The 23,598-nt window shown below is 67.9% G+C and carries 20 protein-coding genes; 11 read left to right on the top strand and 9 right to left on the bottom strand.

The features are described from left to right. Window positions 1-31: 31 nt before the first annotated feature. The 7 genes from TSH20_RS30415 to TSH20_RS30385 all read right to left on the bottom strand — a co-directional run bounded on the left by TSH20_RS30415 (window position 32) and on the right by TSH20_RS30385 (window position 10,217). The gene (locus tag TSH20_RS30415) at window positions 32-1,642 is read right to left on the bottom strand and encodes a tyrosinase family protein (RefSeq protein ID WP_109156095.1); all 1,611 of its coding nucleotides are present in this window, start codon (window positions 1,640-1,642) and stop codon (window positions 32-34) included. 190 nt (window positions 1,643-1,832) lie between these two features. Beyond that, entirely contained in the window at window positions 1,833-4,322 is a 2,490-nt protein-coding gene (locus tag TSH20_RS30410; protein ID WP_109156096.1) for an ATP-binding protein, read from the bottom strand. Next, on the bottom strand, window positions 4,322-5,956 hold the full coding sequence (locus TSH20_RS30405) for a 5'-nucleotidase C-terminal domain-containing protein (protein WP_109156097.1): 1,635 nt from the start codon (window positions 5,954-5,956) through the stop codon (window positions 4,322-4,324). The genes TSH20_RS30410 and TSH20_RS30405 overlap by 1 nt, the downstream gene beginning before the upstream one ends. Window positions 5,957-6,037: 81 nt before the next feature. Then, window positions 6,038-6,871: a metallophosphoesterase family protein gene (locus TSH20_RS30400; protein ID WP_109156098.1), complete on the bottom strand. Its 834-nt coding sequence runs from the start codon at window positions 6,869-6,871 to the stop codon at window positions 6,038-6,040. Next, window positions 6,868-8,070 (bottom strand): ATP-grasp domain-containing protein, encoded by a 1,203-nt coding sequence (locus TSH20_RS30395; RefSeq protein ID WP_109156099.1) that lies wholly within the window; start codon window positions 8,068-8,070, stop codon window positions 6,868-6,870. Before TSH20_RS30395 ends, TSH20_RS30400 begins: the two co-directional genes overlap by 4 nt. An 18-nt stretch (window positions 8,071-8,088) precedes the next feature. Further along, a complete protein-coding gene (locus tag TSH20_RS30390; RefSeq protein WP_109156100.1) occupies window positions 8,089-9,330 on the bottom strand; it encodes a GNAT family N-acetyltransferase in 1,242 nt (413 codons plus the stop codon). Between the two features lie 179 nt (window positions 9,331-9,509). Further along, window positions 9,510-10,217, bottom strand: a complete 708-nt coding sequence (locus TSH20_RS30385) for a glutathione binding-like protein (protein WP_109156101.1) — start codon at window positions 10,215-10,217, stop codon at window positions 9,510-9,512. A gap of 262 nt (window positions 10,218-10,479) precedes the next feature. Here TSH20_RS30385 and TSH20_RS30380 point away from each other — a divergent pair, with 262 nt between their 5' ends. The 9 genes from TSH20_RS30380 to TSH20_RS30335 all read left to right on the top strand — a co-directional run bounded on the left by TSH20_RS30380 (window position 10,480) and on the right by TSH20_RS30335 (window position 19,124). Beyond that, window positions 10,480-11,631, top strand: coding sequence for an acyl-CoA dehydrogenase family protein (locus TSH20_RS30380; RefSeq protein ID WP_109156102.1), 1,152 nt, complete (start codon window positions 10,480-10,482; stop codon window positions 11,629-11,631). Continuing rightward, the gene (locus tag TSH20_RS30375; protein ID WP_109156103.1) at window positions 11,628-13,196 is read left to right on the top strand and encodes an AMP-binding protein; all 1,569 of its coding nucleotides are present in this window, start codon (window positions 11,628-11,630) and stop codon (window positions 13,194-13,196) included. The genes TSH20_RS30380 and TSH20_RS30375 overlap by 4 nt, the downstream gene beginning before the upstream one ends. A 50-nt stretch (window positions 13,197-13,246) precedes the next feature. Further along, window positions 13,247-14,425: an ABC transporter substrate-binding protein gene (locus TSH20_RS30370; protein ID WP_109156164.1), complete on the top strand. Its 1,179-nt coding sequence runs from the start codon at window positions 13,247-13,249 to the stop codon at window positions 14,423-14,425. Window positions 14,426-14,624: 199 nt separating this feature from the next. After that, window positions 14,625-15,503, top strand: a complete 879-nt coding sequence (locus tag TSH20_RS30360) for a branched-chain amino acid ABC transporter permease (protein WP_109156104.1) — start codon at window positions 14,625-14,627, stop codon at window positions 15,501-15,503. An 11-nt stretch (window positions 15,504-15,514) separates the two neighbouring features. Beyond that, complete coding sequence (locus TSH20_RS30355; RefSeq protein ID WP_247871238.1) at window positions 15,515-16,471, top strand: branched-chain amino acid ABC transporter permease; 957 nt, start codon at window positions 15,515-15,517, stop codon at window positions 16,469-16,471. Beyond that, entirely contained in the window at window positions 16,458-17,183 is a 726-nt protein-coding gene (locus TSH20_RS30350) for an ATP-binding cassette domain-containing protein (protein ID WP_109156106.1), read from the top strand. Before TSH20_RS30355 ends, TSH20_RS30350 begins: the two co-directional genes overlap by 14 nt. Continuing rightward, window positions 17,180-17,902 carry an ABC transporter ATP-binding protein gene (locus tag TSH20_RS30345; protein ID WP_109156107.1) on the top strand — a complete coding sequence of 241 codons (723 nt, stop codon included), beginning with the start codon at window positions 17,180-17,182 and terminating at the stop codon, window positions 17,900-17,902. The genes TSH20_RS30350 and TSH20_RS30345 overlap by 4 nt, the downstream gene beginning before the upstream one ends. Beyond that, window positions 17,902-18,345: a PaaI family thioesterase gene (locus TSH20_RS30340; protein WP_109156108.1), complete on the top strand. Its 444-nt coding sequence runs from the start codon at window positions 17,902-17,904 to the stop codon at window positions 18,343-18,345. Before TSH20_RS30345 ends, TSH20_RS30340 begins: the two co-directional genes overlap by 1 nt. Then, a complete protein-coding gene (locus TSH20_RS30335; RefSeq protein WP_109156109.1) occupies window positions 18,342-19,124 on the top strand; it encodes an enoyl-CoA hydratase family protein in 783 nt (260 codons plus the stop codon). The genes TSH20_RS30340 and TSH20_RS30335 overlap by 4 nt, the downstream gene beginning before the upstream one ends. A gap of 8 nt (window positions 19,125-19,132) precedes the next feature. On the opposite strand, the gene TSH20_RS30330 is transcribed toward TSH20_RS30335, so the two are convergent. Then, window positions 19,133-19,351, bottom strand: a complete 219-nt coding sequence (locus TSH20_RS30330) for a hypothetical protein (protein ID WP_109156110.1) — start codon at window positions 19,349-19,351, stop codon at window positions 19,133-19,135. Between the two features lie 228 nt (window positions 19,352-19,579). Between TSH20_RS30330 and TSH20_RS30325 the strand changes: the two genes are divergently transcribed. Both TSH20_RS30325 and TSH20_RS36230 read left to right on the top strand, forming a co-directional pair. Then, window positions 19,580-20,041: a response regulator gene (locus TSH20_RS30325; RefSeq protein WP_247871239.1), complete on the top strand. Its 462-nt coding sequence runs from the start codon at window positions 19,580-19,582 to the stop codon at window positions 20,039-20,041. A 276-nt stretch (window positions 20,042-20,317) separates the two neighbouring features. Further along, complete coding sequence (locus tag TSH20_RS36230) at window positions 20,318-20,743, top strand: hypothetical protein (protein WP_109156112.1); 426 nt, start codon at window positions 20,318-20,320, stop codon at window positions 20,741-20,743. 68 nt (window positions 20,744-20,811) lie between these two features. On the opposite strand, the gene treY is transcribed toward TSH20_RS36230, so the two are convergent. Next, on the bottom strand, window positions 20,812-23,592 hold the full coding sequence (treY, locus tag TSH20_RS30315) for a malto-oligosyltrehalose synthase (protein ID WP_109156113.1): 2,781 nt from the start codon (window positions 23,590-23,592) through the stop codon (window positions 20,812-20,814). Between the last annotated feature and the right edge of the window lie 6 nt (window positions 23,593-23,598).

Raw genomic sequence — 23,598 nt, 5'->3', positions numbered from 1 at the left:
GGCGGCAGCCGGAAAGCCGCCTCGCCAGCCCTTAAAGGGCCTGGAGCGAGACCGCCTTGACGGCGGCGGTGGTGGTGGGGGAGCCATTGGTCGGGACAAGGCGAACCTCCAGCGTTGCGGATGCCGCCGGCGCCGCCGCGTTGGCTGTCGGGCTCTGCGCCAGCGCGGCGGTGTGGGCGGCCTGGGGCAGCGGCAGCGTGAAGGTGGCGTCGTCCGCCATGCCGTGCATGGCCGGACCGAAGAAGCCGATGGTGCCGCCGTAATAGGGGCTGTCCGCCGCGACCTTCGTCACGCCGGCCGGGGCGTTGATCAGCAGGTCGAAATTCCGCGAGGCGCCGGTGCCGGCGGGGCGGCTCACCTTGACCGCCATCACCACCGGGCTGGACGGCGCCGCCGACAGCTGGACCGATCCCACGCCCTTCGCCACCGTGCCCTTGACCGGAGCCTTCACCTGAGCCGACGGATTGGCCGCCGCCACCTGCGCCGATTCCGTGTCGCCGAAGCCGTGCCGGTACTCGTACTGGAACCGTTCGGTGCTGAGATAGTCACCGGCGCGGCCGTCGAGGACATAGCTGCCGTCGGCGCGGACGAAGAACAGGAAGGGTTCGCGGGACAACTGCGACAGCTCCTCCTTGTCGGTCGGCAGGATCGGCAGGCCCAGGCGCTGCTGCTTGCGCGTCCAGACGTCCCACAGCCGGTCCATGTTCGCATGGTGCAGGAAGAAGACGGGGTCGACCGGCGACAGGAAGTTGGTCATGTTGCCGTAGGGACCCGGATCCCACGGGCCGACGCCGCCGATGCAGTTGTGGACGAGGTTGTGCGGCTGGCCTTCCAGAACGGAGAACTGGGTGTTCCCGCCCGGCATGACGTTGTGCGACGCCGTCTTGGAACTGGTGAAGCTGCGCGTCACGTCGGCGTTGTAGTAATCCACCGGCAGCAGGCCGGTCAGCACCGTTTGGGGCGAGCAGGCCTTGGCCGTCTTGTCGTCCAGCTTCGGGTTCTCACGGCTCAGGTAGCGCGCACGGTCGGTCGCGGCGAAAGCCTCGTTGCCCCGATCGCACTTGCCGTGGCTGCAGCCGGTGACGTCGTCCCACAGCTTGTCGAAGCTGCTGTAGCCGCGGATGTCCAGCTGCTTGCGCTGGGCCGCATTCAGCGTGTCCCAATACTTCTTCATCGCCGGCTTGATATAGGCGGTGAAGGTCTTCAGGTCCTTGGTATAGGGCTGGAAGGCCTCGCCGACCGGGGTCAGGGCGCCGTCGAACATCTCGTTCGGGATCTGCGGCAGAACCGTCCAGTCCCAATAGGGGAAGGCGAAATTGGGATTGTCGCTGTATTTGCGCACCGTCTCCTCGAAATAGCCGAGATAGCCGCGGTGCCAGACATAGAACCACCAATTGCCGTGCGGGCAGTCAATGAAATGGACGAAGGCGTTGCGGAACCAGTTGTGCGGATGGTCGGGCGGCAGGTTCACCATACGCTGGATGGCCGTGGCGTAGCTGCGCAGCATCGCCTTGCCTTCGTCGCTGGTCGCGCTGTAGCGGATATATTTCGCCGTCGCCGCCCGCGCCGGGGCGAAGGGCAGCATCGATGCACCCGCCACGGCGGCGGTAGATGCCAGAAAATCGCGTCTGCTGAAATTCATTTCGCTCAAGCTCCCTCATAGCGATAAAAACACTGGAAGCCTGTATAGGAAACCGACTGTTTGCACGTGGAATCAACCGCCGCTGCCACGTCGAAGGGCAACGGACGAACGCCAGCATATCCAGATATGTCCGGTCCATGCACAGGCATGCCGCCGGCCGGGGAAACGGGCGGGCGAACGCGGCAGCGATCTATGCCGCCGCCGTGACTCGGGGAAAGCGCAGGGTGAAGCGGGTGCCTTCGCCGGGGCGGCTCTCCACCCCGATGGTGCCGTGCAGGCGGCCGGTCACCAGATTGTAGACGATATGCAGCCCCAGCCCGCTGCCGCCCGACCCGCGCCGCGTGGTGAAGAAGGGGTCGAAGACCTTGGGCAGGACCTCCGGCGCGATGCCGGCGCCATCGTCGCCGATCGACAATTCCACCATGTCGCCGTCCATCACGCGGGCGGCGATGGCGATGCGGCCGGGCTGCTCCGGATCCAGCGCATGAACCAGCGCGTTCATGATCAGGTTGGTCAGGATCTGCGACAGCGCCCCCGGATAGCCGTCCAGTTCCAGATCCGCCGGGCAATCGATGTCGATGGTCAGCGCCGCCCGCGCCTTGTAGGTCGGATGCAGGCTGCGCAGCAGCTCGTCGATGTAATCCCGCAGCAGGAAGGCGCGGCGCTCGTCGCTGGACTGGTCGACGGCGACCATCTTGAAGCTCTGCACCAGATTGGCCGCACGGGTGCTGTTGGACAGGATCAGGTTGGCCATCTCCATCCCGTCGCCGAGAAAGCGCTGGAAGTCCGACTTCTTCAGCGCGTTCGCCGTATGACGGTCAGACAGTTCGCCGATCAGCGCCTGCAACTGCGAGGCGCCGGTGATGGTGATGCCGATGGGGGTGTTCACCTCATGCGCCACGCCGGCGACCAGCTGACCAAGCGAGGCCATCTTTTCCGCCTGGATCAGGCTGGCCTGCGTCGCCTTCAGTTCGCCGAGCGCCCGTTCGGCGGCGTCGCGCGACTGGCGCAGGGCGTTTTCGGCCTCGACCTCCCGCGTCACGTCGACCACCACCGCCTGGATCGCCGGGCCGTCCCTCCAGTCGACCCGGCGGCCGGTCAGCTCCACCCACAGTTCGGCGCCGTCGGGCCGGCAGGCGCGGATCCGGCGGCGCGGCGTGGACTGCCCGCCCTCCAGCAGCTGGTCGTAATTGTCGATCATCGACTGCCGCGCCTCCACCGCCACGACGGACAGCAGCGACGGCAGAGCCATCACCTCCGCCACCGTCAGCCCGAGCATGGCGGCGAAGCTGTCGTTGGCGTAGAGCGCGTGGAAATCGCGATGGATGATGATGCCCTGGATCGAGCCCTCGACCAGATCGCGGAATCGCCGCTCGTTGTCGGCCAGCGCCTGCTGGCGCCGGTCGATCTCGTCGATGAAATAGCGGATGGAGGCGCCGATGTCGGTGATCTCGTCGTCGCCGTCCACCGGGACCGGAGCCGGAACCGAAACCGTCCCGGCCGCTCCGCCGCCGGCCTGCCGGTTTCCCGACAGCCGGGCCAGCACCGCCCGGTTCATCGCCACCAGCCGCGAGGACAGGAAGCGGCGGAAGATGAAATAGACGCCGACCGCCAGCAGGATCGACGCGCCGGCCAGCATCATGACCGTGCGGGTGCGTTCCGCGATCAGCTCGGCCAGCGCACCGGTGCGCTCGGCCGACTGGTCGCGGATGGAGTCGTAGAGCGCGCGGGTGGACCGTTCGACCGTCTCCACCAGCACCTGGGCCTGCCCGGTCAGCGCCTGGGCGCGGTTGCGCGCCTGCAGCCGGTCGATGGCGCTCTCGAACAGCCCGCCCGGCGCCACCAGCAGCGAGAACAGCTCCTCCTGCACGGTGGACATCATCTGGCCGGTGGGGTCCGGGGCACCGCCGGTCAGGCGGGCCAGCTCGGCCAGCGTCCGTTCGGCCGACCGCGCCTCCCCCTTCAGCCGGCTGAGATGGTCGAGCTGCGTCGCCCCCGCCGCCCGCGCCATCAGCGCACCGATGCGCGCGGCCCAGGCGCCGGTGTCGGGCATGCTTTCGATCGCCGCCGCCAGCCGGCTCAGCGCACGGGCCGCTTCGGCCTGACGGTCGCCATACTCGATCTGGCGGGTGACCTCGGCGTTCAGGTCGGCGACGGTGGCGGCCAGGATCAGCAGGGTGGAGCGGGTCTGCTCCAGCAGGCGGACATTGCCGTCGCGCTCCTTCCCATCCCCGCCGTCCTCCTTCATCAGGCCGCGCATGCGGGCGACCAGAAGCTGCATCGAATCCAGCTCCGTCACCAGCCCGTCGTAGATGGATCGGCGCTGCGGCGTCGAATTCGCGGCGGCGAGCTGCGGCAGCTGCGCCACCAGCTTCTGCAGCGATCCGTGCAGTTCGGCGCTGGTTATGACCTCCGGCAGCGTGTTGGTCGACAGGGCCGTGACTTCCGCCCGGAACAGGCGGAAGGACGACATCGACACGCCGCCGATCAGCATCACCAGCAGCGCCATCACCGACAGCCCCAGCGTGATGCGCACCGCGATGCCGAAACGCCGCGTCCGGTTCGGCGGCGGCGTCTGCGGGCTTGGCGTCGTGTCCGTCGCCGGCGCAGGCAGCGTGGCGACCCGCGGCGTGCTCCGCGCGATGGTGGAAGACAGGCTGGAGGAAAACTGGCCGTCCATCACCGCCTCACCGTCATGCGGCCGTCCAGCCGGGGCACGAACTCGCCGCTGCGGGCGATGTGGTCGATCATCTGGGTGGAGATGAACTCGGTGTTGCGGTCTTCGACCAGCCTCGGCACGCCCGCCAGCACGCCGTACCCGTCGCCGCCCGCCGCCAGGAAGCTGCTGGTCGCGAGCCGGTAGCGGGTGGACCGGCCGACCGGCTTGCCGCCGACTGACAGGCTGCGCAGCCGCTGGCCGGGCGGGCGGGTCAGGTCGATCTCCGCGCGGGCGTTGGACAGGTGGGGAAAGCGGCCCTGCAGCTGCTCCACCGCCGAAACGCCGCTTTCCACCGCCTCCCAAAGCTGCTGCCCGGTGACGTCCAGCACGACGCCGACATCGTGAAAGGGAAGGATCGTGTAAATGTCGCGCCGGGTCAGCAGGGCATCGGCCGGATATTGGCGATCGCCGCGGATGCCGCCGCCGTTCATCAGCGCCACATCGGCGTCCAGCGTCTCGCGCAGGGTGTCGACCACCGCATTGGCGAAGGCGTTCTCGCCCGTCCGCAGCGCCTCCTTGCGGGTGTCGAGCGGAGCGGTGAGACGTCCCACCTCCATCCGCAGCATTGTGTCGAGCCGCGCCGCATAAGCCTTGGCCTGGATCAGCGTGGCGGGATCGGGCGGCACCGTCGCGCTGTCGATCAGGCGGGGCGCCGGGGTCCAGCTCACTTGCGGCTTACCGTCCGGCCCGGTCCTGCGTTCCACCGTCAAATCCAAAGCCAGTACCCAAGCCGCCTGCGGCCCGACGGTGGCGGACAGGAAACGCCCGTCGTAATCGACGGCGAAGGGGTGGTTGCGGTCCTGGTACAGCACGATGTCGGCGGGGCGGGCGGCCAGCACGCTGCGGTGGGTGTCACCGGCATAGCCGGTCATCGCCACCACCAGATCGACGCCGTCGGCCCTCAATGCCGCAGACTTGGCCGTCAGCGCCGGAACCGGGTCGCGGAACTCCGTCCGCTGGGCGCGGGTGGTCTCCCGCGTCAGCACCGGCGTCGCCGCCATCACGCCGATGCGCAAGGGGCCGGCGCTCAGCACCACCGCGTCCTCCAGCCCGTCCGGCGTGCGGCCGGTGGCGCGATCCACCGTGTTGGTGGTGACGATGGGAAAGCCGGCCTCGAAGGCGCGGGCGCTCAGCCGGTCGTCGCCATGGTGGAATTCGCGGTTCAGCGCGGCCATCGCGTCGACGGTCATGCCGTTCAGCAGGTCGATGATGTGCGCGCCCTGGTCGTAGAAGGCGAGCACCGATGGCGCCAGAGTCTGGCCGCCATGCAGGACCAGCAGATTGGGATGGGCGGCCCGTTCCTGGCGGATCGTCCCGGCCAGCCGGGCCATGCCGCCGCGCCCGGCCGTCTCGTCCAGATCGGTGGTGCCCTGGGTGTAGAGGATCGTCAGTTGGACCGGTCCGGTATCCGTCGCGGCCTTTCCATCCCGGGCCACGACCGCGGCGTCAGGCTGCTGCGCCTGCGCCGGCAGGATCGCCGCAGGCAGGCCAAGACCAAGGCCGAGCGCCAGCGATGCGGCCAGGGACGACAATGTCCTGCCGAACCGGGTCCGCATCCCGCCGGCAGCGCCGTTGAATATACCGATAGTGTCCATAGCCCGGCGTCACCTCTGCCCCCGCGCCGGATTATGCTCATTTCCACGTCACTGTTGAAGCAAAGCCACGTTACGGGATTGTCATATTGGTGACACACGGCGAGGAAGAGCCCGTTTTACCCGTTCGTAGACACCGAGAATCCTCAGTATTTCGATCAACTTCATCCTCACCGGCGCCGGAACTGCGGCAAAACGCGGCGCCAGACCGGCCCGCCGGGTTTTTGCCAGCGCCGCCCGGCGGGCATAGGCGACGCGGTGCAGGGTGACCCGCCGGCTGGCGGTGTCGAAGCAGGCGAAGCAGGCACGGCTATCGACGCCGCGCGGCTCCCCCACCGTGCCGGGGTTCAGCAGATACAGCCCGTCGGCCCGCAACTGCGCCCCGCCGTCGAGCGGCACCGCCTGCACCGCCCCGTCCCGCCATTCCCACAGCCCCGCCCGGTGGGTGTGGCCGAAGGCGCAGACCCGCGCACCGGAGGGATGCCCGAGAAGCGCCTGCAGGCTCAAGCGGCGTTTGCCGTCATCGTCCAGCCGCACCAGTTCCTTGCCCACCTCCGGATGCAGGGCGCCATGAACGGCGACCAGGGCTCTGTCAACCACGGCCGTCAGCGGCAGGGCGGACAGGAAGGCACGGCTCTCCTCGTCCAGCCGCGCCTTCGTCCAGGCGACGGCGCGCGCCGCCGGTCCGCTGAACCCCTCGGTCCCGATGGCGCCGGTCACCGCCCGGTCGTGATTGCCGGCGATGCAGACGGCGCCGGCCTGCCGCAGCAGGGCGATACAGGCGGCGGCATCGGTGTTGTAGCCGACGATGTCGCCCATGCAGACGACGCGCTCCGCCCCCTCCGCCCGGATGACGTCGAGCGTCGCCTGCAACGCCTCCAGATTGGCGTGAATGTCGGAGATCAGGGCGATCTTCATGGCTTCGCCAACCGCGCCGGACCGGCGACGCCGGGAATGCGCGCCAGCAGCCGGTCCAGCTTCGGCCGCAGGAAGGGCATCGGGTCGTCCGGCGTGATCGCCTTCGCCTCGCAACGCGCGACCCAGGCCAGCCAGCGCGCTGTCGGCACGCCGCCGTCCCGCGCCGCCAGCCGGTCCTTGCTGATGTGGCACCAGCAGGCGCCCGGCCGGGCCTTGGCCGGGGCAGGACGGGGGCCTGGACGGGGTCGGCCGGTCAGGTCGGCCTGCACCATCGCCGGCAGGTTCACCCCGGCGACCGCACCCAGGTGGTGCCAGAGGTTGAAGCGCGGATTGATCTCCAGCAGGTGCAGGCGGCCGTCGGGATCGCGCTTGAAATCAAATTTGGCGACGCCCTTCAGGCCGATGCGCGCCGCGATGTCCTGCCCCAGCGCCGCCACGTCGGCTCCCTCGCCGTCGATGTCGGTGATGGTCAGCGCCGTGCTGTGGCCGTAATCGACCGGATATGTGCGGATCTTGCGGCCGGTGAACTCGCCGGCCACGGCGCCGCCGGCGTCGATATAGACATGATGGCTTTCGATCCGGGTCTCCGGCCCGGGGATCAGCTCCTGCGCCAGCAGATCGATGCCGACCGGGATCAGCCGCGGCCACAGGGCGCGAAGTTCCTCCGGCCCGTCCAGGCGGATCGCCTTGCCCAACCCCTCGATCTCGTCCCAGGGCGGACGGCGGGTCAGCGGCTTGACGATCACGGGATAGCGCAGGTCCAGATCCGGCGCCTCGCTGCCGGGCAGGGGGCTCAGGCGCCGGGTGCGGGGAACCGGCAGGTCCAATCGCTCCGCCAGCGCCTGGAACCGGCCCTTGTCGACCAGCGCCTCCACCAGATCGGCCTCGGCCAGGGCAAAGCGGAAGACGGCAGCCAGCCGGTCGCGGTGGCGCGACACCATCAGAAGCTGCGCGTCCTCCTCCATATAGAGCACCGGCTTTTCGGTCTGCGCGGCACCGAAACGCAGCAGCCGGTCGACCAGCACGTCGTCGTTGCCGCCCTCCCACGGGATCAGCCGCTCGGTGAAGCGGGAGTGGGCGGTCGCCCCGCCCGGCCGTCCGACCACGGCACAGCGGATGCCGGCCAGCCCCAGCGGGCGCACCAGATCCATGTCGCCCAACACGCAGGCCAGCGGCCCGGCTTTCGGTTCCGTTGCCATGGCGAATGCTCTCCCTTCTCAGATGCCTTTTGCCGGCGCGATCCAGCCGCGCAACGAGCGTTTGACGGCGTCGATCGTCACCCCGCGCGCCCGGCGGCAATGCGCCTCCATCCGCCGGCTCAACCGGTCGGGGCCGAGCGTCAACCAGTTCATCGGCTGTTCGGCATTGGAGAGCAGCGGCTTGTGCCCGGCCGGTGTCGACATGAAGTCGTAGCAATCCTCGCCGCGGGCGAGCGCATCCTCGATGGCCAGCACATGGCTCAGCAGTCCCGGCTTCAGCCGGTTGTCCGCCTCGAAGGCGAAACCGCCCTGATAATTCAGGACGCGGTTGCGATGGACGAAGTTGTAGAGATAACCGATAGGCCGCCCGCCGGCGCTGATCCGGCTCAGCCGCACCGCACCGCGCGGCATCCCCTCGGCGATCAGCCTTTCGTGAAAGGGGCGGAAGGCCGGATTGGCGAAGGCGCCCGCCTGTCCACGCGCCTGCCAGCCGGCCTGATGCAGGACCTCCATCCCGGCGAAATACTCCATCGCCTCGTCCACCGACGCAGCGACGCGGTGTTCCAGCGCGCCACGGGCGCGGTAAAGCCGCTCCGTCCGGTTCACCGCCGCCCGCGTGTTGCGGCCGAGGCCGCCGCGGAAATCGCCGCCGCCGGCCCGAACCGTGCCGAAATCGACCCACTGCGCCGAATCCGCGATGCGCAATTGCAGCGTATGACCGGTTCGCGCCGCCACCCGCCGGGCAGCCCGCTCCGCCGCCAGGGTCAGCCCTCCCAGCACCAGCTCGTCGTTGGCGGCCAGCCGCTCGTCCAGCCAGTGCAGCATGGCGTCCGTCACCTCGTCGGCGACCCGGCGGTCGGCAAGGATGCCGTTATACTCCATGAACAGGCGATCATAGCTGCGGTCGCCGGTCTCGTGCAGCATCCAGCAGCGGCTGGGCAGCAGCCCGAACCGTCGCCGCACCCGCGGGCAGAGCACGGCCAGACCGACCGCTTCATCGCCCCGCAAGGCCACCAGCAAATGCGGCTCGATGCCATCCGGCATCTGCGCCAGCCAGGAGCCGATCCAGGTCCAGGAGAGAAAGAAGGAGGAGTCGGCGCGGCTTTCCAGCTCCGTCCATGCCTGCGCCAGTTGCGGCATGGAGGGCAGGGGGTACAGGGCGATCCGTATCTCGGTAGATGTGACGGGACCGGTCGCCGTTTCGATGGCGGGACCGTCGGAGGTCGGGCGGGCGGAGTCGGGGCTGGGCCAGATGCTCATCGGCGCGGCGTCTCCGGAAGATATTCTCTACCGAAAACAACACGCTGGATCCGGGAACGGTCCCGTCTACGCCGGGGAGCCCCAAAAGTCTGTGCGACGCAAAAGGATGAGGCGAAAGAAGCGGTTTCTATACCGATACGCCGGCCCGGCGATCGATGCCGGGCCGGCTGTCAGGGACCTCAGCGCTTGACCGTGTCGGCGGACTGGCCGAAGAGGATCTTCTTGCTTTCCTCGTTCACCGTGGGCGTGCGGTTGGGGTTGACGGCCTGCCCCTTCTCATAGGCGCGCACCACCGCCGGCCGCTCCTTGATCGCGTTGAACCAGCGCTTCAGGTTGGGGAAGTTGTCCAGATCCTGCTGCTGGCGTTCATGCGGGACGATCCAGGGATAGCTCGCCATATCGGCGATGGACAGCTCGGCCCCGCCCAGGAACTCGTTGTCGGCAAGGCGCTTGTCCATAACGCCGTAGAGGCGACCCGTTTCCTTGACGTAGCGTTCCATGGCGTAGGGGATGCGTTCCGGCGCGTACTGCACGAAATGGTGGTTCTGGCCCGCCATCGGGCCGAGGCCGCCGACCTGCCAGAACAGCCATTCGAGAACCGTCTTGCGGCCACGCACGTCGCTGGGCAGGAATTTGCCGGTCTTCTCGGCCAGATAGACCAGGATGGCGCCGGATTCGAAGACGCTGATCGGCTCGCCGCCATCGGCCGGGGCGTTGTCGATGATCGCCGGCATGCGGTTGTTCGGCGAGAAGGCGAGGAATTCCGGCTTGAACTGGTCGCCGGTGGAGATGTTCACCGGCTTGAACTGGTAGTCCAGCCCGGCCTCCTCGAGAAAGATCGTGATCTTGTGGCCGTTCGGCGTCGGCCAGAAATACAGGTCGATCATCCCAAACCCTCCGGTCATTTGTCGGCCCGTGATGCCGGGCCGCTGATTTCCGAAAAGGTTAACCGCTTCGCTCCTGCTGGCAAGCCCGCACGCACGCGCGGCAGACCCTCGATCCGCCGCGTTAATTCCGTACATCGGAATACAATTTCATTTTGTTGACAGCCTCCACCTCATCTGTCAGCGTGGCCAACGAACAGATGAGGCGGCGCCCCTCAATCCATGATTTTTCCCTGAAATCATTCTCCCCGGACGGAGAGCACGCATGGCCTTGGACAAGGACGTTTTGGATCAACTGCTGGACACGCTGGGGCGCTTCGTCCGCGAAAAGCTGGTCCCGCTTGAGCATAAGGTGGCGGAGGACGATGCCATCCCGCCCGAGGTGATCGCCGCGATGCGCGAGATGGGCCTGTTCGGCCTGTCGATCCCGGAGGAATATGGCGGGCTCGGCCTGTCGATGTCGGACGAGGTGCAGGTCGCCTTCCAGCTGGGCCAGACCTCGCCGGCCTTCCGCTCGCTGATCGGCACCAACAACGGCATCGGCTCGCAGGGCATCGTCATCGACGGGACGGAGGAGCAGAAGCAGAACTATCTGCCGCGTCTGGCCGCCGGCGAGATCGTCGGCGCCTTCGCCCTGACCGAACCGGAATCGGGGTCCGACGCCGGCTCGCTCCGCACCACCGCGCGGCGTGATGGCGACCATTTCATCCTGAACGGCACCAAGCGCTACATCACCAACGCGCCGCAGGCCGGCCTCTTCACCGTCTTCGCCCGCACCGATCTGGACAGCCGGGACGCCCGCGGCGTGTCGGCCTTCCTGGTGGAGGCCGGGACGCCCGGCCTGTCGCTCGGCCCCATCGACAAGAAGATGGGCCAGAAGGGCGCCCACACCTGCGACGTGATCTTCGAGGACTGCCGCGTTCCGGCCAGCGCCATCCTGGGCGGCAAGGAAGGGCAGGGCTTCAAGACGGCGATGAAGGTGCTGGACCGTGGCCGCCTGCACATCGGCGCCGTCTGCGTCGGTCTTGCCGAGCGGCTGATCCGCGACAGCCTGTCCTACGCCATGGAACGCAAGCAGTTCGGCCAGCCGCTCGCCGAATTCCAGCTGATCCAGGCGATGCTGGCCGACAGCCGGGCGGAAGCCTACGCCGCCCGCTGCATGGTGGTGGAGACCGCGCGACGCCGCGACGCCGGGCAGAACGTCAACACCGACGCCGCCTGCTGCAAGATGTTCTCGACCGAGATGGTCGGCCGCGTCGCCGACCGCGCGGTGCAGATTCATGGCGGCGCCGGCTACATCGCCGATTACGGGATCGAGCGCTTCTATCGCGACGTCCGCCTGTTCCGCATCTATGAGGGCACCACCCAGATCCAGCAGCTCGTCATCGCCCGCAACATGATCCGGGAGGCGGCATGACTGTGGGGCGGCCGGTTCCCGATTTCGCCGCGATGGTGGCGGCGCTGCCGCCGCGCATCAGCCACGCCGCGCTCGCCTGGGCGGAACGGACGCCGGACGCCCCCGCCCTATTCGACGGGACGCAGGAATGGAGCTACCGCCGCCTTGCCCAGGCGGTCGGCAGCGCCGCCGCGCATCTTCGGCGGCTGGGGGTGGTCGGCGGCGACCGGGTGATGATCGTCTGCGAGAACGGCCTCGCGGCGGTCACCCTGATCCTGGCGGCGAGCGAGTGCGACGCCTGGCCGGTCATCGTCAACGCCCGCCTGTCGGACCGCGAGATCGACACCATCCGCGACCACTGCCGGCCGCGCCGCATCTTCTATACCGATACGGTATCCCCCGACGCCGCCGCCCACGCCGCCCGCCACGGTGCCGAACCTCTCGGCGACCCCGATCTGCCGCCGATGGCGGTCGGCCCGCTGCTGGACGCCGATCCGGAGCCGGTCCATGCCGGCAACCAGCGGCAGGTCGGCGCCTTGATCTACACCTCCGGCACCACCGGCAAGCCCAAGGGCGTGATGCTGTCCCACCGCGGCCTGCTGTTCGTCGCCTCGGTGTCGGGCTGGATGCGCGGGCTCGGTCCCAGCGACCGCACCTATGGCGTGCTGCCGGTCAGCCATGTCTTCGGCCTCGCCTCCACCTGCCTCGGCACGCTCTATGCCGGCGGCTGCCTGCACACGGTCCCCCGCTTCGCCCCCGCAGCCGTGTGGCAGGCGTTGGAACAGGATGGCGTGACCGTGTTCCAGGGTGTTCCAGCCATGTATGCCAAGCTGGTGGAGCACGCGACCGTCACCGGCCGTACTCTGTCGGCGCCCGCTTTGCGCTACCTGTCCTCGGGCGGCTCGGTGCTGGACCTCGATCTCAAGCAGGCGGTGGAGCGGGTCTTCGGCCTGCCGCTGCACAACGGCTACGGCCTGACCGAATGCTCGCCGACGGTGACGCAGACCCGGCTGGACGCGCCGCGCAGCGACACCTCCATCGGCCCGGCCCTGCCGCTGGTTGAGATGCGCTTCGTCGACCATGTCACCGGCCAGGACGTGGCCGACGGCGAACCGGGAGAACTGTGGGTCCGTGCCCCCAACGTGATGCTCGGCTATTACCGCGAGCCGGCGCTGACGTCCCAGGCCATCACCGACGACGGCTGGCTGAAGACCGGCGACGTCGCGCGGCTGGAGCCGGACGGCTGCGTCGCCGTGGTCGGCCGCATCCGCGAGATCGTCATCCGTTCCGGCTTCAACGTCTATCCGGAGGAGGTGGAGGGCGTGCTGACCAGCCACCCGGCGGTGACTCTGGCCGCCGTCGTCGGCCATGCCGTCGCCGGCAACGAGGAGGTGGTCGCCTTCGTCCAGTTCGTCCCCGGCCGCAGTGCCTCGGAAGACGAGTTGAAGGCCTGGGCAGCCGAACGGCTCGCCCCCTACAAGCGCCCGTCGCGCATCGTCGCCATGGACGCCCTGCCGGCCAGCCCGACCGGCAAGCTGCTGAAAAGCGGCCTCCGCGCCCTGGCCGCCGAGGTGATGGCCGCCTGACCCAATTAACAAAGCCTCGAACAACAAAGCCCATGGGAGGGAACGAAAGCATGACCCGGACGATCGCCAATCTCGTAACCGTATCCGCACTGGCCCTGTCGGTGGCGCTGGGCGCCGGGGCGGCGCAGGCCAAGGAGTTCCTGCTGGGCTCCGAACTGCCGCTGACCGGCAGCCTCGCCCGCGTCGGCCAGGGCATGCATGAAGGCATTGCCGTCGCCATCGACATGGCCAACAAGAGCTATGCCGGCAAGCACAGCTTCAAGGTCGAGACCATCGACGACGAGACCTCCCCCGCCAAGGCGGTCGCGGCGGTGGAGAAGCTGGCGGGCGAAGGGGTGGTGGCGATCACCGGCGGCTACGGCTCCAACATCATCGGCCCGGCGTCGGAAGCGGCGCAGAAGGCCGGGCTGGTCTACATCACCTCCGGCGGCGTCTCGCCGGAACTGACCCAGCGCGGCTATCCCACCTTCTTCCGCATCAACAACACCGACGGCTATGCGCTGGCCATGATCGGCCTGCTGCAGGACATGGGCGCCAAGAAGGTCTCCATCGTCTATCTGAACAAGGACGCGACCAGCAGCCTCGCCAAGCAGGTGAACACCGCGCTGACCGCCAAGGGCGTGACGGTGGGCATGCACGAGTTCGACGGCTCCACCAGCGATTTCAAGCCGCTGATGAACAAGGTGAAGCTGCAGGACCGCCCCGACGTCATCGCCATGGTCGGCTACGAGAACGACTATGTCGGAATCCTGCGGGCATCCAAGGTGCTGAAGCCGCAGGTCAAGGCGGTGGTCGGTGTCTGGTCGCTCGCCACCGCGCAGATGGCCAAGGAATTCCCCGACCTGATGGAGAATGTCTACGGCACCTCCATGCTGCCTTATCCGGTGGAATTCACCCAGCCGGAGGCGGTGGAGTTCGCCGCGACCTACAAGAAGCTGTTCAACAAGGACCCCGACTATCTGGGCCAGTTCGGCTACGTCCAGACCCGCCTGCTGATCGACGCCGTCGTCCGCGCCGACGAGGCCGGAACGCTGGGCAAGGGCGGCCTCCCGGAAGAACTGCGCAAGACGGACGCCAACACCCTGATCGGCCGCGTCACCTTCGACAAGAACGGCGACAACCTGAACTTCACCCACCGCATGGGACAGCACCAGGGCGGCAAGGTGGTCCTGGTCTGGCCGAAGGACGCCGCCAACGGAAAGATGAACTTCCCGGCGGTGCCGTGGTGAGCAATTAGTCCCTCTCCCGCCCCGGGAGAGGGAAGGGGCCTGCCGCGAAGCGGCGGGAAGGGTGAGGGGTGATCCAAGGAACCATGCGGTTCGGGATTCTTGGCCGCCCCCTCACCCTCCCCACTTCGTGGGTCCCCTCCCTCTCCCGGGACGGGAGAGGGCGCTTTAAAGCATCGCCACCCCCAACAGGGCGCAATCCATGCTTGAACTGACGCTCCAGGCACTGTTCTCGGGCCTGCTCGCCGGCGGCTACTACGCGACCGTGGCGGTCGGTCTGGCTCTGGTGTTCGGCACCATGCGGGTCATCAACCTCGCCCATGGCGAGCTGGTGCTGCTGGCCGCCTATGTCGCCTACGCGGCGGAAACCAACTATGGCGTCAACCCGGTGATGGCGATCCCGGTGGCGCTGGTGATCGTCGGGACGGCGTCTGCCATCGTCTATGCGCTGCTCAGCCGCATCCACCAGGACCGCGAGATCAACTCGCTGATCCTCACCTTCGGGCTGGGGATCATCCTGACCAACGCCATCCTGTCGATCTGGGCGGCCGACATCCATTCGACCTCCGACCCCTGGTTCCAGGATTCGATGGTGATCGCCGACACGCTGTTCGCGATGAACGCGGAGGTCGCGGCCTTCGTCGGCGGGCTGGTGCTGATGGCCGGCGTCTGGTGGTGGCTGAACCATTCCTGGCAGGGCCGGGCGGTGCGGGCGCTGTCGTCGAACCGGGCGGCGGCGACCTTGATGGGCGTCAACCCGCGCAAGATCGAGATCCTGTCCTTCCTGATCGCCGCTCTGCTCGCCACCTTCGCCGGCTTCGCCATCTACACCGGCAAGACCGTCTTCCCGGCCTTGGGCCATGTGCTGACGGTCAAGGCCTTCATCATCACCGTGCTGGCCGGGATGGGGTCGATCCCCGGCGTGCTGATCGGCGCCATCATGATCGGCGTCATCGAATCGCTGACGGTCACCTATCTGTCGGCCTCGCTGCAGGAGTTGGCGGGAATGATCCTGTTCCTGGTCGTGCTGTTCGTCTCGCCCTCGGGCCTGTTCGGCGGCGGGAGGGCACTGGCGCGATGAGGAATTCCCTGATGAACCGACTGTTCCTGATTGCGGCCCTTGCCGTCGCCTATGTCGGCGTGCCGCTGCTGTTCGGCGGCAACGCCTATGTGCTGGGGCTGATCGTCGCGGCGCTGACCATCGCCGGGGTGGCGGTGGCCTGGGCGCTGCTGGGCAATCTCGGCGGCATGGTCAGCTTCGGGCACGCCGCCTTCTTCGGCGTCGGCTCCTACACCTCCGCCGTGCTGGCGATGAAGCTGGGGGTGCCGGTCGTAGCATCCATGCTGCTGGGCGGGGTGGGGGCGGCGGTGTCCTCCATCGCCATGCTGCCGGCGCTGCGGCTGCGCGGACCCTATTTCGCCCTCGCCATCCTCGCCTACGCCCACATCTTCCAGATCCTGGCGACCGAGATGACCGCGGTCACCGGCGGGGCCGGCGGACTGCTGTCGATCCCGCGCTTTCCCAGCATTCTGGGCTTCGATTTCGGCGAGAAGCTGGGCGGTTACCTCATCATTCTGACCATCGTGGTGCTGGCGGTGCTCGCCTATGACGCCGTCCGGCGCAGCACCTGGGGCCTTGCGCTGAAGGCGATGCACGACACCGAGGTGGCGACCCGCGTCGTCGGCGTGCCCAGCACGCATCTTAAGGCGGCGATGCTGGTGCTATCGGCCTTCATCACCGGGGTGGTCGGCGCCTTCAACGCCCATTTCATCAGCTTCCTCGACCCCGATTACGCCTTTTCCAGCGGCTGGACCGTCCTGCCCATCGCAGCAGCCATCTTCGGCGGCTACCGCACGGTGTGGGGCCCGGTGGTCGGGGCGCTGGCGATTTATCTGTTGGACCAGCTGCTGTTCAAGCCGATCCTGCCGCACGGACACCAGATGATCCTGGGCGTGCTGCTCTGCGCCATGATCCTGTTCAGCCCCGGCGGTTTGATGCCGGCCTTGCGCCGCCGCACCGTGAAGGAGAGCCGCCATGCTCACGCTTGAAGGCGTCCAGGTCAATTTCGGCGGCGTCCAGGCGCTAAAGAGCGCCAGCTTCTCCGTCGCGGAGGGCGAAAGCATCGGTCTGGTCGGCCCGAACGGCGCCGGCAAGACGACGCTGTTCAACGTCATCTCCGGCGTGGTGCGGCCGACCGCCGGCCGGCTCGACTTCCGCGGCACCTCGCTGCTGAAGCTGCCGGAATGGAAGCGGGCGCGGCTCGGCATCGGCCGCAGCTTCCAGATACCGCGCCCCTTCGGTCATTGCACGGTGCGGGAGAACCTGCAGGTCGCCCAGCGCTTCGGTGCCGGGAAGAAGGACCCCAAGCGGATCGACGAGATCCTCGACATCCTGAACCTGCGCGACAAGGCCGACCGCGACTCCACCACCGAACTGGCGCTGACCGAGCACAAGGCGCTGGAGGTCGGCAAGGCTCTGGCGACCGAGCCCAGCCTGCTCCTGCTGGACGAGGTGCTGGCCGGGCTGGAGACCAGCAGCAAGCGCGCCTTCATGGAACGGCTGGCGGCGGTGCGCGACCGCTACCGCCTCGCGATGGTCATCATCGAGCATGACATCGCCACCATCGCCGCGCTTTGTCCGCGGGTGCTGGTGCTGAATTTCGGCCAGATCATCGCCGACGGCTCCCCCGACGCGGTGTTCCGCGACCCGGAGGTGATCCGCAGCTACACCGGCGAAACCACACTTGCGGAGGCGTCATGACCAACGCGCTCGACATCCTGACGCTCCGGGCCGGCTATGGCGCGATCAATGTGCTGTGGGACGTCTCGCTGTCGGTGGAGACCGGCAAGACCACGGTGATCGTCGGCCCGAACGGCGCCGGCAAGACCACGCTGCTGCGCGCCATCATGGGGCTGGTTCCCGCGACATCGGGTGACATCCGCGTCGATGGGCAGAGCCGCAAGGCGGTGAAGACCTGGGACCGGGTCGCCGATGGGGTGGTGATGATTCCGGAAGGCCGGATGATCTTCCCCGACATGACGGTGGAGGACAACCTGATGATGGGCGCCTTCCCGCGCGGCTGCCGCAAGGACTGGAGGCGCAACAAGGCGATGGTCATGGACATGTTCCCCCGGCTGGCGGAACGGCGCGGCCAGATCGCCGGCACCCTGTCGGGCGGGGAGGCGCAAATGCTCGCCATCGGCCGCGGCCTGATGGAGCAGCCGCGCGTCTGCCTGATCGACGAACCGTCGCTCGGCCTCGCTCCCGTGGTGGTGGACGAGATCTTCCGCATCCTGGCCCGCCTGCGGGCGGAGGGGCTGACCATCCTGCTGGTGGAGCAGAACACCAGCCGTGCGCTGAAGATCGCCGACCACGTCTATCTGATGCAATCCGGCAAGGTGGTGCTGTCGGAGCGCGGCGACCGGGTGGACCTGGAGCGCCTGCACGCGCTTTACTTCGCACACGAAACAGCCGCGTGATGGGACAGGGTATGGACGATCTGCTGAACGGGGAGCCGGAATCCGGTTTCCAGCGCCTGCTGGGCTATGCCCTGAGTCGCTGGGAGGAGGGGGCGGCGGAACTCACCATGGCCATAGACGAGCGCCACCTGAACCGGGCCGGCGTCGTGCATGGCGGGGTCATGACGACGCTTCTGGACACGGTTTCCGGATTTTCGGCAACTTACTGTCCCTTCCCCAACCGGGTGCGGCGGGTGGTGACGCTGTCCTTGTCAACCAGCTTCCTGGGGCAGGCACGCACCGGTACGCTGGTCGCCACCGGCCGGCTGCGTGGCGGCGGGCGCAAGATCGTCGGGGTGGCGGCGGAACTCCGCCATGGCGACACCGGCGCCCTGATCGCCACGTCGGAAGGCATGTTCAAATACCGGCCGGGCAGCGAGAACCGGGAGGGAACCGAGCTATGAGCGGACAATTGACCGTCGCGCGCCAGGGCCGCGTGATGGTGCTGACGATGGACGACGCGGCCACCAGGAACGCGCTGGGGCCGGAGATGATGGCCGCCGCCCGCGACGCGCTGACCCAGGCCGCCGAGGATCCGGGGGTGGGCGCCATTGTCCTGACCGGGGCCAATGGCAGCTTCTGCTCCGGCGGCAATCTTGGCCGGCTGCTCGGCAACGCCAAGGCCGATCCGGAGGTGACCCGCGCCAGCCTTGAACGCTTCCATGGCTGGACCCGCGCCATGCGCGCCTGCCCAAAGCCGGTGATTGCCGCCGTTGAAGGGGCCGCCGCCGGAGCCGGCTTCTCGGTGGCGCTCGGCTGCGACCTGATCGTCGCGGCCGAGGATGCGGTGTTCACGCTTGCCTATGTGAAGGTCGGGCTGAATCCGGACGGCGGCGCGTCGGCCTTCCTCGCCCGTGCGGCAACGCCGCAGCTCGCCGCCGAGATCATGTTCGAGGGCGGCAAGATCGGCGCGGCACGGCTGGCCCAGCTTGCTATCGTCAACCGGGTGGTGGCTCCGGGTACCGCACTGGCCGAAGCGCTGGCCTGGGCGGAGCGGCTGGCCGAGGGGCCGACGCTCGCCATCGGCCGGGCCAAGCGGCTGATCGAAAGCGGATTCGGGACGCCCGACGATCAACTCGACCGCGAGGCCGCCTTCTTCGTTGAGGCCCTGCATGGGGCGGAGGCGGCGGAGGGCATCACCGCCTTCTTCGAGAAGCGTGCGCCACGCTACCCCCGAGGCTAAGCCTATCGTCAGGCCAGCAACGACAGGGTAGGGTCAGGCGGGGTGGGGGCGGCGTTTTCCAGGGTGCGGGCGACGTCGGACGGCGCGTCAGGCAGCCGCAGCGGCTCCCCCCGGCCGGCAAAATGGAGTTCGGTGCCGCCATCCGCGCTCGCCCGCAGATATGCGACCGCGAATGGATTCACCAGAACGGAGTCCCCAGTCGTATCGGTCAATTCAACGAAAGTCATTGCATTTTTCCTCTCTCGCGTCCGGGTAAAACGCGCTGCAATGGTGTATGTTTCCAACCCGGACGTTCAGTGAGGCGGCATACCCGCAAGGGAGTACCCCTTAGACCTCTTGAACGGAGCGGAACCGCGACAAACATGGGCGGTTCAGTTGATCGAAGCCAAACCCGCTTCGAAAACCGGACGGGACGGGCTATAAGCCCGCACCGTCAATCAAGGGAGCATGCCGTCTTGAAGTTGCTTGTCGTCGAGGACGATCCGCTGATCGGTCCGGCCGTGAAGGCCGTTCTGGAGAATGCGGGCTACACCGTGGTTGGACCGCTGCGCGATGCCGTGAAGGCCGCGCGGGTCGGTGCCCGCGAATGTCCCGACCTGGCGCTGGTCGACGTCAATCTCGCCGGTGGGGAGAACGGTCTGGTGCTCGCCCGCCGGCTGTGGGAGGAAAACGGCGTTCCGTCGTTGCTGATGACCGGTTTCGACCACCATGCGGCCGAAGCCCGCGAATTCGCCATGGGCCTGCTGCGCAAGCCGGTGATGCCGGACGCGCTGGTGCAGGCCGTCGGCGCGGCGGGTGAAATCCTGGGTGGCATGCGGCCGTCTTCCACGCCGGCAGCGCTGGAAATCTTCCACGGCTCCGTCGCCACCACCGCCAGCCTGAGCGCCACCAACTTGCCCAAGGCACGCACGGCCTGACCGCCCCCCCTGGCGCATCGTCCCTTGAGAACGCCCGCCCTTCGGCGGGCGTTCTCTTTTTTGCGCAGCGCGCGATGCCTGCGGTCCGGTGTGGCATCGTCGGGGCATCGCAGGCCGCGGAAGATAACGGAGCAACCATTGCGGACCGCCGCTGTTGGTGGGCTGGAAAGCGGGGACGGACCCGGCCCCGCGCAAGATTTCGATGCTCCCCGGACCACGGCAGCCCGGCCGCCGACAGACCGGTGTCGACGGGCATGCACAGCGAAAGGAATCGTCATGAAGAGCCTGATGATCGGCACCGCCGCCGCTCTCGCCCTGATGGCCGCCCCGGCCTTCGCCGACAGCAGCGGTTCCATCTCCGGCAGCCCCGCCGCGACCAGCGCCGGTCCGAGCACCAACGCCAACCAGACCAACCCGCCCTGCACCTCCAACAACCAGCTGGGTTGCGGCAGCATGGGCGGCGTCGACAGCAACAGCGGCGCGACCAGCGGGTCATCCACCAGCGGGTCATCCACGGGCAGCGGGTCGATGACCGGTTCGGGCTCATCCAACTCGACCAGCGGCACGGGCGGTAACAGCCTGGGCAACAGCGGCTCCATGGGCACCGGCTCGGACGGCCCGGTCGGCACTCAGCAGCCGCAAGGCTCGATGGGCGGCTCGACGGGCGGTTCCACCTCGGGCGCCGGCGGCACAACCCGCTGACCTTCGCTATCCCGGTAAGGGAAAAAGGCGCGCAATCACTCGCGCGCCCTTTCCTCTCAGGACCAGCGTCAGCTTTCCTGTGACAGCAGGGCCACCGGCAGATCGGCGAACAGCGTCGCCGCCATCATGGCGTCGCCGCCTTCCACCTCCGCTCCGGTCAGCCGGCTGCGCCAGCGGGCGCCGCGCGGCAGCGGGATGGCGGTGTTTCCCCAGTCCGGGTTTTCGCCCAACTGTCCGACCAGCCGCGGCACCGCCACCAGAACCGTGTCGTCACCATTGCGCCGGGCATAGGCCACCACATGGTCGGCGCGGTCGCCGGTCGCCTCCAGCGGCAGATACTCGCCGGCACTGAAGACCTCCGGCATCTCCGCCCGGACCTGCAGGGCCTGCCGGGTCACCGCCAGCTTCACCGCACCGTCGGTCCAGCGCTCCAGCAACCCGGGCACGGCGCCGCGCTCCACCGCCTCCTCGACCTCGTCCAACAGCTTGCGGCGGGCGTCATAGTCCACCGGCAACCGGTTGTCCGGATCGACGAGGCTGAGGTTCCACAGCTCGCAACCCTGGTAGATGTCGGGCACGCCGGGGCTGGTCAGCTTCAGCAGGGCCTGGGACAGCCCATTGACCATACCGATGCGCGCCAGCGCCGCCTGGAAGGGCAGGAAGGCCTCCAGGAAGGCGTTGCGGCGGGTCACGTCCAGCGCGTCGTGGATGAAGCTGACGACCGCCCCCTCATAAGCCTCGTTCGGCGCCGCCCAGGTCGAATGCAGCTTGGCCTCGCGCATCGACTTGGTCATGGCGCCGACGATGCGCTCTGCGAAGGCGGTCATCGCAGGCTGGTCGATCTGCTCGACCGAGGCGCCGGTCAGTTCCGCCGGCCAGGCACCGAGAAGCAGTTGGTAGAACAGGTACTCGTCGTTGCGGTCGGGCGGGGCGGTGCCCTCCACATCGCCGCGCCGGGCGCGCAACAGACGGCTCCAAGTCTGGACCTGCCGTTCCCACTCCTCCGGCATCTCAGACAGGGCGTAGAGGCGGGCGCGGGTGTCTTCGCCGCGCTTGGTGTCATGGGTGGTGCTGGCCAGCATGTTGTTCGGCCAGTTGCGGGCGCGGTCCTGGTTGGCGCGGTGGAAGGCGGAAATGCTGACCCCGAAATGGTCGGGATGGCCGCCCACCTCGTTCAGCGCCACCAGCCGGTTGTAGCGGTAGAAGGCGGTGTCCTCCAGCCCCTTGGCCATCACCGGTCCGCTGTACTGCTGGAACCGCATGGCGAAGCGCGTGACCTGCTGATGGCTGTAGCCGCTCTTGGGAGCCGCCACCAGATCGGTGGTCAGCAGCCGCTGCAGGAAATCATAGACCGAGCCGTCCGGCCCCTGTTCCACCCGCCGCGCCTGGGAGATCGCCCAGTCGATGTCGCGGCGGTCGAGGTCGCTCGGCACACTGCCGTCGACATAGGTGCGATAGACGGGGAAGCGGGCGATGGTCTCCTTCAGCGCCTGATGCAGGATGTTGGCGGTGAAGTCGGCGGTGGCGGGGTTGGAGCGGGCGATGCGCGACGCCTTGCGCGACAGCACGTTCAACTCGCTCGCCATCTCGCTTTCCATGATGCGGATCTTGCACTGCCGCACCACGTCCTCGAAATCGTCGCGCCGGCCGATGAAGTCGGCGTAGAGGCGGGTGAAGGCCTCCTCCGCCTTCGGATCGACGAACAGCCCGCCCATCAGGTTGGCGTATTCATAGCCGGTGGTGCCGTCGATCGGCCAATCCTCGCGCAGCCGCTCATGCCGGGCGAGGATCTTCTCCACCACCAGATAGAAGGGCTTGGAGGAGGCCGCGACCAGCCGCTCGCAATAGCCCTTGGGGTCGATCAGCCCGTCGATGTGGTCGATGCGGATGCCGTCGAGCGTGCCGTCCGCCACCATGCCCAGCACCATGCGGTGGGCAACGTCGAACAGCTCCGGCTCGTCCATGCGCAGGCCGGCCAGCTCGTTGATGTTGAAGAAGCGGCGATAGTTGATATCGTCGGCCGCCACCTTGAAATAGGCGACGCGCCAGTTCTGGCCGGCGATCAGCTCATGCAGATGGCCCCAGGTGTCGATCTCCCCCTGGTATCCACGGAAGACCGCAAGCCGCTGGTTGATCGCATCGGCCATGTCGGGCCGGGTGGCCACCAATCCCGCCAGTTCCGCCTTCAGGTCGGAGGCGCGGCGAAGCTGGTGCGGGCGGGCATCCATCAGATGGGTGAAGGCGTCGGCGATCCGCTCCAGATCCGGGTGGTCGCTGCTCAGGATGGTGCCGTAATCCTGCGGCCGCACCGGCAGCTTGTGGCTGCCATAGGCCCAGACGGCGAAGCTGCCGGTCTCCGGATCGAAGCGAAGCTCCAGCCCGCCCGACACCAGCACCGCGCCATACTGGTCGCCCAGGAACGGCACCAGGACCTTGCCCTGCAGATAGCGGTAGTCGGATTCCCATTCGATGTCGAAATACCCGGCATACGGGCTGTCCGGACCCCACTCCAGCACGTTCAACCACCATTCGTTGTCGCTGCCGCCGACACCCATGTGGTTGGGGACGAAATCCAGAATCTGGCCCAGGTTGTTGCGCTTCAGCGCCTCCACCAGATCGCGGAAGTCGTTCTGGTCGCCGACCTCCGGATTCAATTCGTTGTGATTGACGATGTCGTAGCCGTGGGTGCTGCCCGGCCGCGCCTTCATGTAGGGGGAGGCATAGAGATGACTGACGCCCAGACGGGCGATGTAATCGGCGATGGCGGCGGTGCGGTCGAAGCCGAACTCGCCATTCAGTTGGACCCGGTACGTCGCACGAGGGATGGGCTTGCCGGCGGCGGGGGCCATGGGTGT

This window comes from Azospirillum sp. TSH20 (assembly GCF_003115935.1).
In the GTDB taxonomy this organism is placed as follows: Bacteria; Pseudomonadota; Alphaproteobacteria; order Azospirillales; family Azospirillaceae; genus Azospirillum.
This window is presented reverse-complemented; position numbering and strand designations above follow the sequence as displayed.